Origin of the sequence: Janthinobacterium sp. 13 (assembly GCF_002749695.1) — a bacterium.
GTDB lineage: Bacteria > Pseudomonadota > Gammaproteobacteria > Burkholderiales > Burkholderiaceae_D > Janthinobacterium > Janthinobacterium kumbetense.
The window spans coordinates 685,390-698,533 of record NZ_PEEQ01000001.1 but is presented as its reverse complement, the minus strand read 5'-3'; the positions used below and the strand labels follow the sequence as shown (position 1 = coordinate 698,533).

At 65.4% G+C, this 13,144-nt stretch carries 11 protein-coding genes; 7 read left to right on the top strand and 4 right to left on the bottom strand.

Going from position 1 to position 13,144, the window contains the following annotated elements:
* Positions 1-2: 2 nt before the first annotated feature.
* The gene (locus CLU94_RS02865; RefSeq protein ID WP_099664520.1) at positions 3-251 is read left to right on the top strand and encodes a hypothetical protein; all 249 of its coding nucleotides are present in this window, start codon (positions 3-5) and stop codon (positions 249-251) included.
* Here the strand turns inward: CLU94_RS02865 and CLU94_RS02860 are convergent.
* On the bottom strand, positions 241-3,120 hold the full coding sequence (locus CLU94_RS02860) for a bifunctional diguanylate cyclase/phosphodiesterase (protein ID WP_099664519.1): 2,880 nt from the start codon (positions 3,118-3,120) through the stop codon (positions 241-243). The genes CLU94_RS02865 and CLU94_RS02860 overlap by 11 nt on opposite strands.
* A 154-nt stretch (positions 3,121-3,274) precedes the next feature.
* The gene (locus CLU94_RS02855; protein ID WP_034782842.1) at positions 3,275-4,051 is read right to left on the bottom strand and encodes a transferase spermidine synthase; all 777 of its coding nucleotides are present in this window, start codon (positions 4,049-4,051) and stop codon (positions 3,275-3,277) included.
* A 165-nt stretch (positions 4,052-4,216) separates the two neighbouring features.
* On the opposite strand from CLU94_RS02855, the gene CLU94_RS02850 reads away from it, so the two are divergent.
* Both CLU94_RS02850 and CLU94_RS02845 read left to right on the top strand, forming a co-directional pair.
* Positions 4,217-4,492, top strand: a complete 276-nt coding sequence (locus CLU94_RS02850) for a hypothetical protein (protein WP_099388548.1) — start codon at positions 4,217-4,219, stop codon at positions 4,490-4,492.
* 37 nt (positions 4,493-4,529) lie between these two features.
* A complete protein-coding gene (locus CLU94_RS02845; protein WP_099664518.1) occupies positions 4,530-5,681 on the top strand; it encodes a GGDEF domain-containing protein in 1,152 nt (383 codons plus the stop codon).
* A gap of 16 nt (positions 5,682-5,697) precedes the next feature.
* Here CLU94_RS02845 and CLU94_RS02840 read toward each other — a convergent pair whose 3' ends face one another.
* On the bottom strand, positions 5,698-6,027 hold the full coding sequence (locus CLU94_RS02840) for a hypothetical protein (RefSeq protein WP_070279126.1): 330 nt from the start codon (positions 6,025-6,027) through the stop codon (positions 5,698-5,700).
* Positions 6,028-6,322: 295 nt separating this feature from the next.
* Here CLU94_RS02840 and CLU94_RS02835 point away from each other — a divergent pair, with 295 nt between their 5' ends.
* The 4 genes from CLU94_RS02835 (at position 6,323) to fdhD (ending at position 10,708) form a co-directional block, all read left to right on the top strand.
* Positions 6,323-7,405: a calcium:proton antiporter gene (locus tag CLU94_RS02835; RefSeq protein WP_099664517.1), complete on the top strand. Its 1,083-nt coding sequence runs from the start codon at positions 6,323-6,325 to the stop codon at positions 7,403-7,405.
* Between the two features lie 164 nt (positions 7,406-7,569).
* Positions 7,570-9,027: a Ppx/GppA phosphatase family protein gene (locus CLU94_RS02830; protein ID WP_099664516.1), complete on the top strand. Its 1,458-nt coding sequence runs from the start codon at positions 7,570-7,572 to the stop codon at positions 9,025-9,027.
* A 93-nt stretch (positions 9,028-9,120) separates the two neighbouring features.
* Entirely contained in the window at positions 9,121-9,813 is a 693-nt protein-coding gene (locus tag CLU94_RS02825; protein WP_099664515.1) for a hypothetical protein, read from the top strand.
* Positions 9,814-9,880: 67 nt separating this feature from the next.
* Entirely contained in the window at positions 9,881-10,708 is an 828-nt protein-coding gene (fdhD, locus tag CLU94_RS02820; RefSeq protein WP_099664514.1) for a formate dehydrogenase accessory sulfurtransferase FdhD, read from the top strand.
* Here the strand turns inward: fdhD and CLU94_RS02815 are convergent.
* Positions 10,684-13,008: an FdhF/YdeP family oxidoreductase gene (locus CLU94_RS02815; RefSeq protein ID WP_099664513.1), complete on the bottom strand. Its 2,325-nt coding sequence runs from the start codon at positions 13,006-13,008 to the stop codon at positions 10,684-10,686. The genes fdhD and CLU94_RS02815 overlap by 25 nt on opposite strands.
* Between the last annotated feature and the right edge of the window lie 136 nt (positions 13,009-13,144).

Sequence of the window (13,144 nt, the reverse complement as noted above, 5' to 3'; positions counted from 1 at the left end):
GCATGAGCGCACATGGCATGCAATGCCCCACCTGCGACGAATATGGCGACCTGGTGCACGCCACGGTCCGCAAGACGGGCCAGCAGGTGATCGTCTGCACGGAATGCGATTTCGTGTGGCCGCATCCGGAGCAGGACATTGATCCGGCGCATGCCACGGATGTGGCTTCCCTGCTGGCGCAATCCGGCCTGGACGACGACTGGGACGAGCTCGAACTCGGGGCAAGGGTGCCGCCGTCGCCTACAGCATGACGTGCGATTCTTCCGCCCGCAGCAGGGCTTCCACCTCATGGGCGGGCAGCGGCCGGCTGAAATAATAGCCCTGTGCCTCGTCGCAGCCATGGCGGCGCAGGTAATCGAGCTGCTCCGCCGTTTCCACGCCTTCGGCCACCACGCGCAGCTTCAAATTGTGCGCCAGGGCGATGATGGAGACGACGATGGCCGCGTCGTCCGCGTCGCGCGCCACGTCGCCGACGAAACTGCGGTCGATCTTCAGCACGTCGATGGGGAAGGTGCGCAGGTAGGCGAAGCTGGAATAGCCGGTGCCGAAGTCGTCGATCGACAGCTGCACCCCGAGCGCCTTCATGTCGTGCAGCTGGCTGACGGCCAGCGCCACGTCGTGCATGAACAGGCTTTCCGTCAGTTCCAGTTCCAGGCAGGCGGGCGGCAAGCCCGTTTCCAGCAGGACGTCGGCGATCGACGCGACCAGGTTCGGCTCGTTGAACTGGCGCGCCGACAGGTTCACGGCCAGGCGCAAGGTGTCCAGTCCCGCCGCATGCCAGCGCTTCACCTGCGCGCACGCTTCGCGCATGACCCAGGCGCCGATCGGCACGATCAGGCCCGTATCCTCCGCCAGCGCGATGAAGCGCTGCGGCGCCACCATGCCCAGGTCCGGATGCTGCCAGCGCAGCAGCGCTTCCACGCCGACGATGCGCCCGCTGGCCAGGTCCACCTGCGGCTGGTAATGCAGCACGAACTGCTCGCGTTCCAGGGCGTTGCGCAGCGCCGTCTCGATGCGCAGGCGCTCCAGGGTGGCCTGGTTCATGGCCGTCGTGTAGAACTTGATATTGTTGCGGCCCTGTTTCTTGGCGCAGTACATGGCGATGTCGGCCTGCTCGATCAGGTTCTGCGTCTCGCCATTCAGGGTCACGTCGCCGGGCGCGTCGTAGCGCGACATGTCGTAGACGGCCACGCCGATGCTGCAGGTGACGAAGAATTCCTTGCCATCCAATAGCACCGGCTGCGCCACGGCATCCATCACGCGCTGCACGATGGCGCCGCTGAGCACTTCGTCGGCCTGCTCGCACAGGATGGCGACGAATTCATCGCCCGACAGGCGCGCCACGGTGTCGCTTTCGCGCAGGCTGGACTGCAAGCGCGTGGCGATGGTTTTCAGCAGCAGGTCGCCCGCCTTGTGGCCGAGACTGTCGTTGACGAACTTGAACCGGTCCAGGTCGATCAACAGCACCCATAATGCGCGGTTCTTGCGGCGCGACAGGGCCATCGCTTGCGCCAGGCGGTCGCGCAGCAGGGCGCGGTTGGGCAAGCCCGTCAGCACGTCGTGGTGGGCGATGTGCTGGATTTGCTGCTCGGCCAGCTTGCGTTCCGTGATTTCGGACCCCGTGCCCCGGTAGCCGCGAAAGTCGCCCAGTTCGTTGAACAGCGGCTCGCCATTGATGCTGAACCAGCGCAGCTGGCCATCGCGGTCGTGCATCGCATATTCGAGGTTGGAAAAGGGCAGGTGGGCTTCCAGGTTGGCGATATGCTGCTTGCCCCAGCGCGAATTGCGCATTTCCGGGTTGTTGTCCCAGCGCGTCATGCCGATGAAGCGTTCCAGCGGCATGTTCGACTTGTCCGTGAAACCGCTGGTGATGTGGGTGAAGCAGAAGTTGGCGTCCTGTTCCCAGTACCAGTCCGAGGACAGGGCCAGCAGACGGCGGAAGCGCTTTTCGCTTTCCTGCAAGGCGCGCTCCGTGCGCTGGCGCGCCCGCACGTCGGCGCTGAGCAGCTCATTGCTGCGTTTCAGGTCGGCCGTGCGCTGCTCCACCAGCAATTGCACGCGGCGCGAGCGCTGCGTCAGCGATTGCACGAAGGCGGCCGTCAGTACGCTGAACAGCAAACCCGTGATCAGGGTGAACAGGGAGCCCAGATGGTCGGCCAGGAAGGGGCGCGGATGGGCCATCACGCGCACATGCCAGGGCCGGCCGGCGGAAACGAAGGCCCGGTCGTAATGGCTGTGGTAGGCAAAGTGCAGCCAGCGGGGCAGCGACTCCCAGGCGCCGCCCGGTTCGTCGGCAGGCGCCTGGCCATGCCGGAAGATCAATTGGCGCGGATCGGCGCCGGCGTCCGCGTAGACGCTGAGTTCAAGCTGCGAGTCGCCCAGCAGGTCGGCGCCGGCGAGGATTTTCTGCACCAGTTCTCCGGCGCGCACGATGACCGCCGTATCGCCGATCAGCGCCGCGCGCCGCTGCTGTATCGTTTGCAGGGGCACGCCGTGGCGGTACACGGGGCGCACGATGACGAAGCCCCGTTGCGGCCCTTGCGCCAGGGCCAGCAGGCCGGTGGCGGTGGTCTGGCCGCTGACGATCGCCTGTTCCAGCGCGCGCGCCAGCACGCCGCTCGGGCTGACGTTCAGGCCGAAGGCGGGGCGGTTGCCCTGCAGGGGTTCGAGGTAGTCGACCACCAGGTAGCTGGCGCGCGTCGTCGCCGGCACGACGACGCCGGCGCGCATTTCCGTCATGGCGTAGTCGGGCACGATGCGCCGCAGTTCCGTCTCGAAGGCGGCGCGCTGCGCATGCGGCACGATGCGGTGGAAATTGAAGGCCTGGATGAATGGGTGGCGCTGCAGCAGCGGCGTGGTGAAGTCGTGGAACTGTTCCCGGGTGACGGGCACGACGGCGGCAAACAGCTGGTTCGTTGTCGTCAGCACCTCGACCGCATCGTCGAGACCCTGCTCGATGGCGGCCACCCTGGCGCTGGCGCGCTGCTGCAGGCTCAGGCTCATCTTGTCGTATTCGAGCTGGCTGATGGCGGCGAACAGCACGGCCGTCACGCTGACGCCGCAGGCAAAGGTCAGCGCGGCCGCGGCAGAAATCGACAATGGCAGGCGGCCACGCAGCATGGTTTTTCCTATCTCACTTCATGGATACATGGGTTCGGCGGCGCCTGCCGGCCCCACGCAGGCCGTAGTTTGTCATAAACCACATCCATCATGCTGATTTTGCACCAAATCACTGCTAATAAGCAACAATATCTATGGCCGGGAAGGATGACTTTCAGTCGCTGCCCGCGCCTGACTGGCGGCGCACACGCCACAACTGCCAGGCCGGCAGCCAGCGGTTCAGGAAAGCCAGGCCGGCCATCCGCCGCCAGCGCACCAGGCGCACCACGCGCACGGCGCGGCCGCCGGCGCCTTGGCCTTGCTCCGGCTTGGCGGCGAAGATGATGCGGTTATTGCCGGCGATGCCGTCGAAGTGGCACACGGCACCGCGGAAGGTGAGCATCAGGCGCGCCAGCATGGCAGGGTAGTGCTCGTCATAACTGAACAGGTTGGCCACCAGCACGCCGCCGGGCAGCAGCGCGCGCAGGCAGTCCGCATAGAAGCGCGCGCTGCCCAGTGCCGGCGGCAAGCCCGTCTCGTCATAGCCGTCGAGCAGCAGCACGTCGGCGCAGCCCGGATGCTGGCGGATATAGCTGACGGCATCCGTCTCGATGATGCGCAGGCGCGCGTCGTCGGGCGGCAGCATGAACTGCTCGCGCAGGGCGATCACGTCGGCGCGCAATTCCAGCACGGTGATGCGGGTGTCGGGCAGGTGGCGGTGGCAGAATTTCAGCAGCGAGCCGCCACCCAGTCCCACCATCAGGATATGCCGCGGGCGCGGCACGAACAGGGTAAAGCACATCATGGCGCGCGCATAGCGCAGCAGCAGATGGTCGGGGCGCGACAGCAGCATTTCGCTCTGGATCATGCCGGGCTGGAATTCCAGGCGGCGCCGGTCGCCACAGGTATGCACCTGCGGGGCAAGCGGGGTGGTGCTTCTGTTTTCCGGCATGGGACGACTTCGCTGAGTGGACTGGGGGAGATGCTTTGTTGCATTCAGAGAAATCTGATAAGCTCCCGTGAGCATACCCGATTAATCCGCGCCGAGCATGCGTATATGTAGATGTATACGGCGCGCGGCGGCACGGCCGCGCAGTCGGGCACCATGGAGACAAGCATGTTTTTGGATCACCCCATTATTACGGCGACGAACAGTTTTACGGAGCCTGACCGCATCGAGCGGCTGACGCGCGTGTATGGCTACGCGGCGGCGCTGGCCGACCAGGCCGGCAATGTCGGCTTCATTGAAAAAGTGGCGCAGATCCACGATCACAAGGGCACCCTCATCGTGTTCTGGCACGAGGCCCCCAGCGACGTGGAAAAGCAGTATTTCGTGCAGGCGTGGGCCAGCAAGGTCGGCGACGGCAGCACCAATGTCGAGCACGAAATCTGACCTGGCGCGCCGCGCCTGCGCATCGATAGCCTAGCCCATGGATATCAAGACCCTGGTACTGGCCCTGGCGCTCGGCAACCTGAGCCTGTGCGCGGCCCTGTTCTTCTTCGAGTACGAGCGCAAGAAGTCGCTCAGCATGTCCACCTGGGCGGTGGCCAAGCAATGCCAGGCCGTGGCCTGGTGCCTGCTGTACTTCCGCGGCGTGCTGCCCGATTTCCTCTCCATCCTGCTGGGTAACAGCCTGCTGTTTGCCGGCATGGCGCTCGATGCGGGCGCGCTGTGGCAGGCGGCCGGGCGCAGCGGCTGGCGCCGTTATGTCTTGCCGGCGCTGGGGCTGTCGGTGGCCCTGTTTGCCGCCTGTTATCTGTTCGATGTGGCGCCGCTGCTGCGCAGCGCAGGCGGTTCGCTGATCGTGGCCGGTTTCTTCCTCGCCGGCGTGGCCGCCCTGTGCCTCAAGTGGCGCGAGGCGAGCATGCTGCGCCGTTTCCTCGTCGTCAGCATGGGCTTGCTGTCGCTGCTGATCGCCGCGCGCGGCGTGCTGGCCGCCGCCGTTCCGGATTTTGACGCGGAGCTGCTGCAGCTGGCCGGTTTTGGCGCCCTGTACCTGATGATGCTGACGAATGCTTTCGGCTACCTGCTGCTGTCGCGTGAAAAACTGGGCGGCGAGCTGGCGCGCCTGGAAGTGCTCGATGCGGCCACGGGCGTGCCGAACCGGCGCGGTTTTTACCAGGCGCTGGCGCCATGGATGGCACTGGCGCGCCGGCCTGGCTTGCCGACGGCGATGGTGGTGCTCAATATCGACCACTTTAAAAGAGTCAACGACAGCTATGGCCATCCGGTGGGCGATGCGGTGCTGAAAACCATCGTCGACACGTGCCGCCAGCAGTTGCGCGACAGCGACCTGATGGGCCGCCTGGGCGGTGCCGAATTCGCCATCCAGCTGCCGCGCACGACCCTGGCCGATGCGCTGATGGTGGCCGAGCGTATCCGCGCCGCCGTCGAAGTGCTGCCCGTCAAGACGGAGCGCGCCGTGCTGCAGCTGACGGCCAGCCTGGGCGTGACGACCATCCGCGCCGAAGACAGCACCGTCAGCCTGTTCAAGCGCGCCGACGAAGCGCTGCAGGCGGCCAAGCAGGCGGGCCGCAACAGGGTAGTGGAAGCGCAGGGTGCCAGCACCCTGGACATTTAATTCAGCCCAAGCCCGCTTACTTCTTGCGCGAGCCGAGCCAGCTGGGTTCCTTGCCGCATTCCTTGGGCAGGAACAGGGCATCGAGGCCGGGATCGCAGCGATGGTCAGGCGCCTTCATCGGTTCGACGGTCAGCCATTCGCTCTTGGGCAGGATCTTTTCTTCGCGTGGTTCCACGGGCGGCGCGGGCGGCAGGCTGTCTTGCCACCTTGGCTCTGCGGCAGGCGCGGGCGCGGTGGCCCAGTTCGCGTCGACCTGCGCTGGCGGTGTGTCCGCGTGTGCTGCGGCGCTCAGCAAGCTGCCCGCGAGGATGAATGCACGCATGGCGGCGCTGTGTACGGAAATCATGGTCTGTCCTTGGTCGGTGCCGCGAGGGCGGGCCTGGCATTATGACGCCAGCCGGAAGCAAAAACACAAGAAAATTGCAACGGCATGTTACCAAAGGGACTATAGTTACTGGTAGCAAGCAGGTGCATCACAGCAAGGCGCTCGAACGATGAGCAAGGCGCGGAGCGCCGCTACCCGAACGTGTGCATTCCCTAACTTTCATTTAAGCTAAGCAAGTTATGCTATCGAGCGCACGCCAGGCTGCCCTGTGCCGTCCGCACCGCAGTTCCTCTTTCTTACTCTTGCCAGGCCCATAATGAAAATGCTCAAATCCCTGCCTGTATGGCCGCTTGCCGCCCCCGTTGCCGGCTGGCTGTTCCTGTTCGGTTCCACCTTCAATGTCGGCGGCGCCTACCAGATACTGCTGGTGGCGGGCCTGATCGGCAGCGTGCTGGCCGCCGTGTACCACGCGGAAGTGGTGGCGCACCGCATCGGCGAACCGTACGGCACGCTGGTGCTGGCGCTGGCCGTGACCCTGATCGAGGTGGCGCTGATCGTCTCGCTGATGCTGGCCGGCGGACCGGAAACGACGGGCCTGGCGCGCGATACCGTGTTTGCCGCCATCATGATCATCCTGAACGGAATCGTCGGCATCTGCCTGCTGCTGGGCGCCGGGCGCCACCGCGAGCAGAGCTTCGGCCTGCTGGGCGTGAGCGCTTCGCTGGCCACCCTGGCGGCCATCGCCGTTCTGACCCTGGTGCTGCCGAACTACACATCGAGCGCCGCCGGCCCCTTCTACAATTCCAGCCAGCTGATCTTCATCGCCGTCATTTCCCTGGTCCTGTACGGCACCTTCGTGCTGGTGCAGACGGTGCGCCACCGCGATTACTTCCTGCCCAAGGAAGCCGTCGGCGATGAAGAGGTGCATGCGGCGCCGCCCACGCCCACCGTCGCCTGGGTCAGCGCCGGCGCGCTGCTGGTGTGCCTGGGCGCCGTGGTGCTGCTGGCCAAGTCGCTGGCGCCCGCGCTGGAGACGGCGATTGCCGCCATGGGCGCGCCGAAAACCCTGGTCGGCATCGTCATCGCCGCCATCGTGCTGCTGCCCGAAGGCCTGGCCGCCGTACGTGCGGCGCGCGCGAATCGCCTGCAAACGAGCTTGAACCTGGCGCTCGGCTCCGCGCTGGCCAGCATCGGCCTGACTATTCCGGCTGTGGTGGTGGTGTCGCTGGCCACGGGCCTGACGATTACCCTGGGTCTCGATATCAAGTCGACGGTGCTGCTGCTGCTGTCGCTGATGGTGGCCACCCTGTCGCTGGGCACGGGCCGCACCACGGTCATGCAGGGTACGGTGCACCTGGTGATTTTCGCCGTTTATTTATTTACCACCATCGTGCCGTAAGCGCCACGGCTGGCCGCCGTTTTGTCACAATCCTGTCACGCCGCTGTCATACGATGAGGGTAGTGTGGTAGGATTTTTAAATCGTTTAAATGATTTATATAGTTTAGTAACTGATTTTGCCAACTTTTTCAGTTGGCACAGTAATGACAAGACAAGAGGCCAGTATGTATGCAGCGGTGGACCTGGGGTCCAACAGTTTTCGTTTACACGTCGGCAAGCATGATGGCGACACGATCCGCGTGGTCAAGAGCGTGCGCGACCCGATACGCCTGGCTGCCGGCCTGGATGCCAATGGCGACCTGACCGAGGCGGCCATGCAGGGCGCGCTGGCCTGCCTGCAGCGCTTTCGCGCCATTCTCGCCGGCTTCGAGCTCGATGCCGTGCGCGTGGTGGCCACGTCGGCCATGCGCGTGGCGCGCAACGGCGCCGTCTTCCTGCCGCTGGCCGAGCAAGCCATCGGCCATCCGATCGAGATCATCTCGGGCGAGGAAGAGGGACGCTTGATCTACATGGGCGTGGCCAATGCACTGGCCATTCCCGGCGAACGCCGGCTGGTGATGGATATCGGCGGCGGCTCGACCGAACTGATACTGGGGCGCGGCAACGATATCGAGCGCGTCGAGTCCTTCAGCCTGGGCACCGTCAAGCAAAGCCTGTCGTTCTTCATCGGCGGGCGCATCGACGCGCCGTCGTTCGAGGCGGCCATCCTGTCGGCGCGCAGCCATTTCGAGGATGCCGCGCCGCCGTACCGCCCGCAGCACTGGAAGACGGCTTACGGCTCTTCCGGCACCATCCGCACCATCGCCGACATCATCGCCCGCAACAAGCTGGGCGACGGCCTGCTCACGAGCGCCAGCCTCGACGCACTGGCGCGCCGCTTCATCGAGCTCGGTCACACCAGCCGCATCGACATGCCCGGCTTGCGCCCCGACCGCGCCAGCACCATCGTCGGCGGCCTGGCCATCTTGATCGGCTTGTTCCGCGAACTGGCCATTCCCGTCATGACGCCGATCGAGGCGGGTCTGCGCATGGGCGTGATGTGGGATTTGTACCTGCGCTCGACCAAGCGCGACCGCCGCGAACAGTCGGTGCAGGGCTGCATGGAGAAATTCCATATCGACCAGCAGCGCGCCGGCCGGGTGGCCGAGCAGGCGCTGGCCATGTATGCGCAGCTCAAGCCCACGTCCGACGCCCTGGTGAAATCCCTGCGCTGGAGCAGCCTGCTGCACGAAGTGGGCCTGGTCGTGTCGCAGACGGGCTACCACAAGCATGCATCGTATATCGTGGAGAACGCGGACTTGCCCGGTTTTACCACGCGCGAACAGAAGACCATGAGCCGGCTGATCCTGGCGCAGAAGGGCAACTTGCGCAAGATCGGCGAAGTGCTGTCCGACCCCGATTTTGCCAAGGCCGTGCTGGCGCTGCGCCTGTCGATCCTGCTCATGCATGCACGTATCGAAGCCGATTTCAGCGAACTGCGCCTGCGCATGAAGAGCCGCATCGAACTCGATATCAAGCGCGGCTGGGTGGCGCACCATCCCACCGTGTCGTTCTGGATCGAGAAAGAGCAGGAATTCTGGGATGAGGTCGGGGTCGATTTCACCATCCGCGCCAGCGCCTAGGAGGTCATGTCGTGCACATGACTTGATGTGCAGCAAGCAAGATTTCAAAAAACAGTATATATTGTTTATATTAATTACTAGATTGGAAAATCCATGACCAAAACCGTCCCAGCGAAAAAAGCCGACAGCGCGCCCGTATCGATGTTCCCTACCAGCGCTTCGATCAATGCGGCAGCGGCCAAGGCCGCCCCGGCTGCCAAGCCCGCCGCTAAACCAGCTGCGAAACCAGCCGCCAAGCCTGTGGCAAAAGCCGCCGTCAAGCCGGCAGTCGCCAAGCCAGCGGCAGCCAAACCAGCGGCGGCCAAGCCAGCCGCGGCGAAGGCGCCAGCCGCCAAGCCGGTAGCGAAGGCCGCCGTTGCCAAGCCTGCAGCCAAAGCCGTCGTCAAAGCCGCCGTCAAGCCGGCAGCCAAGCCAGCCGTGAAAGCTGTCGCCAAGCCTGCGGTGAAGACCGTCGCCAAGCCGGCCGCGAAAGCCGCCGCCAAACCGGTAGCCAAGGCGGCCGCCAAGCCTGCGCCAGCGAAAAAGGCGCCGGTTGCCAAGGTCGCCGCCGTCAAGGAAAAAGCCCGCAAGCCGAAACTGGTGCGCGACAGCTTCACCATGCCGGAAGCGGAATACGAAGTCCTGGGCCAGGTCAAGAAAGCCTGCCTGAAGGCCGGTTTCGAGATCAAGAAAAGCGAATTGCTGCGCATCGGCGTGGCGCTGATCAGCCAGATCGACCTGGCGACCCTGCAAAACGTGCTGGCCGGCCTGCCGCAGCTGAAAACGGGGCGCCCGAAGAAGGATTGATGGCGCGGGCAGGGGCCGCCCCTGCCTGTCCATTCTGGTTTACCATGGGGCCTGTGATAGTTCCCCCATGGTTGCCATGTCAGAAGATACAGATATCGAACGCGCCGGCTTCGTCGAGCGCGCCATCGTCCGCCACCAGGCGGGCGTCTCTACCCCAGCCATCGACCACGTCGCCGAGGAAGTCCCCGTCGCGCTGGTCTTCAATGGCATTTCCCACGTCGTCATGATGGCCACCCCGCGCGACCTGGAAGCGTTTGCCTATGGCTTCGCGCTGACGGAAGGCGTGGTCGCTTCCGCCGGCGCCATCTTCGATTGCGAAGTGTTCCTGCGTCCCGACTCCGCCGAAGTGGCTTTGAGCATCGCCCAGGAGGATTTCGTGCGCCTGAAAGACCGGCGCCGCCAGTTGACGGGCCGCACGGGCTGCGGCGTGTGCGGCATCGACAGCATCGAGATGCTGGACTTGCAGCCGCAGGCGCTGCCGCCGGCCCTGATCCATGTCGACCTGCCGGCCGCGCTGGCGCGTGCCTCCAGCGGCTTGCGCGCGCACCAGGCGTTGATGCGGGAAACGGGCGGCGTGCATGCGGCCGCGTGGTGCACGCCCGACGGCGATATCGTGCACGTCTTCGAGGATGTCGGCCGTCACAATGGCCTGGATAAACTGATCGGCCATTTGGCACTGAGCGGGGCGGACATGCGGCGCGGCTTCGTCTTCCTGTCCAGCCGCGGCAGCTACGAGCTGGCGCGCAAGGCGGCGCGCATGCAGATTCCGCTGCTGGCGACGATTTCCGCCCCCAGCTCGCTGGCCATTTCCATCGCCACGCAGGCGGGCATGAAGCTGGTGGGTTTCTGCCGCCAGGATGCGTACGTCGATTACACGCCCGGCATCACCTTGTAGCTTCCGCTGCGTTCCAGCAAAACTGGCACGGACTTCGACGTGGGCGTGCCGGCGCCGTCCGCCGTGCTGGCTAGCGGCACCAGCGCATTCGTTTCCGGGTAATACGCGCCCAGGCAGCCGCGCGGGATGTCGTAGGCGACGAGACGGAAGCCGTCGGCGCGGCGCGCCACGCCATCGTCCCAGGCGCCGATCAGGTCCACCAGCTCGCCATCGGCAAATCCCAGCATGGCGATATCTTCCTCGTTGGCGAAGACCACCTTGCGCGTGCCGTACACGCCGCGGTAGCGGTCATCCATGCCGTAGATGGTGGTGTTGTACTGGTCGTGCGAGCGGGTGCTCATCAACACCATCAGGCGCGCGCCATGGCGCTGTTTCGCGCGGTGCAGCGGCGTGTCCAGCTGCAGCGGAGCGACGAGGAAGCTGGCCTTGCCGCTGGCCGTCTTCCACACGCGCTCGCGCGACGCCACCGTCAGGTGAAAGCCGCCCGGTTGCGCCACCCTGGCGTTGTAGTCGTGGAAATCGTCGAACACCTTTTCGATGTCGTCGCGGATGCGCGCATAGTCGGCCGCATAGGCGCGCCAGTCCACCAGACTGCTCCCCACCGTCGCTTCGGCCATGCCGGCCACGATGGCCACTTCCGAGCGCAGCTGCGGCGAAGCGGGCGCATTGCGGCCGTACGAGATATGCACCATGCTCATCGAGTCTTCCACCGTCACGCCCTGCGCCACGCCGCCCTGCAAGTCGATTTCCGTGCGCCCCAGCGTGGGCAGCAGCAAGGCTTCCTTGCCGATGACGAGGTGGCTGCGATTGAGCTTGGTGGCCACCTGCACCGTCAGCGCGCACTGGCGCAGGGCGGCAAAGGTCAGCGGCGTGTCCGGCGTGGCGGCGGCGAAATTGCCGCCCAGCGCGATGAACACTTTTACCTCGCCGCGCTGCATCGCTGCGATGGTGGCCACCACGTCGTGGCCATGCGCGCGCGGCGGCTCGAATCCATACACCTGGCCCAGGCGGTCGAGGAAGGCCTTGGCCGGCTTTTCCTCGATGCCCACCGTGCGGTCGCCTTGCACGTTCGAGTGGCCGCGCACGGGACACAGGCCGGCGCCCGGCTTGCCGATCTGCCCGCGCAACATCATCAGGTTCGACAGCATGCGGATGGCCGCCACGCTGTGCTTGTGCTGCGTCAATCCCATGCCCCAGGTGGCGATGATGCGCTGGCCCTTGACGAAGATGTCCGTCAATGCCTCGATCTGCGCGCGCGCCACGCCGGACTCCCGCAGCAGCAGTTCCCAGCTTTCCATGCGCAAGTCGTCGCGGAAGGCGTCGAAGCCGCTGCAGTGTTCCAGGATGAAGGCGTGGTCGATGACGGCGGGCGCGCCCGCCGCCTGCGCTGCGTCGTCATGCTCGACGACGCGCTTGGCGACGGCCTTGATCAGGGCGAAGTCGCCGCCCAAGGTCGGCTGGACGAACAGGCCGGCCAGGCGCGTGCTGCCCAGGGTTGCCATTTCCAGCGCGCTCTGCGGGTCCATGAAGCGCTGCAAGCCCCGCTCGCGCAGGGGATTGATGGAAACGATGCTGCCGCCGCGGCGCGCGCAGTCGCGCAATTCGCCCAGCATGCGCGGGTGGTTGGTGGCGGGATTCTGGCCGAAGATGAGGATGGTGTCGGCCAGCTCGAAGTCGGCCAGGGTCACCGTGCCCTTGCCGATGCCCACGGTGGCCGGCAAGCCGCGGCTGGTCGCCTCGTGGCACATGTTGGAGCAGTCGGGGAAGTTGTTGGTGCCGTACAGGCGCGCCATCAGCTGGTACAGGAAGGCCGCTTCGTTGCTGGCGCGGCCTGACGTATAGAACGCGGCCTGGTTCGGGTCGGCCAGGGCGCGCAGGTGGCGGCCCACGAGGGCGCAGGCGTCATCCCAGGAGATCGGCACGTAGCGGTCGCTGGCGGCGTCGTACACCATCGGCTCCGTCAGGCGGCCGTGCTGCTCGAGCGCGTAGTCCGACTGTGCCAGCAGCTGCGTGACGGTATGGCTGGCGAACAGTTCCGGGCCGGCGCGGCGGCTGGTCGCTTCGGCGGCGACGGCCTTGGCGCCGTTTTCGCAAAAGGCAAACGTGGAAGCGTGGTCGCGGTCGGGCCAGGCGCAGCCGGGGCAATCGAAGCCGCCCGGCTGGTTTTGCGCCAGCAGCGCCTTCAGGTTGCCGGGCGCGACGCGCTCCTGGCGCAGGCTGATGGCCACGTGTTTCAAGGCGTCCCAGCCGGCGGCCGGCCTGGTGTAGGGCGTGATGTGCGGTGCGTCCTGGTCTTTCATGGGCTCTTTCGGCTGGGCGAGTGTGGTAATTATGCACGATCCCCGGATGACATTGACTTGCGTCATGGAAATGACATTCGGCTGTCATTTTCCTGACATATTAGACAAGTACGCTGGAGTCGTCTTGATCACAGGG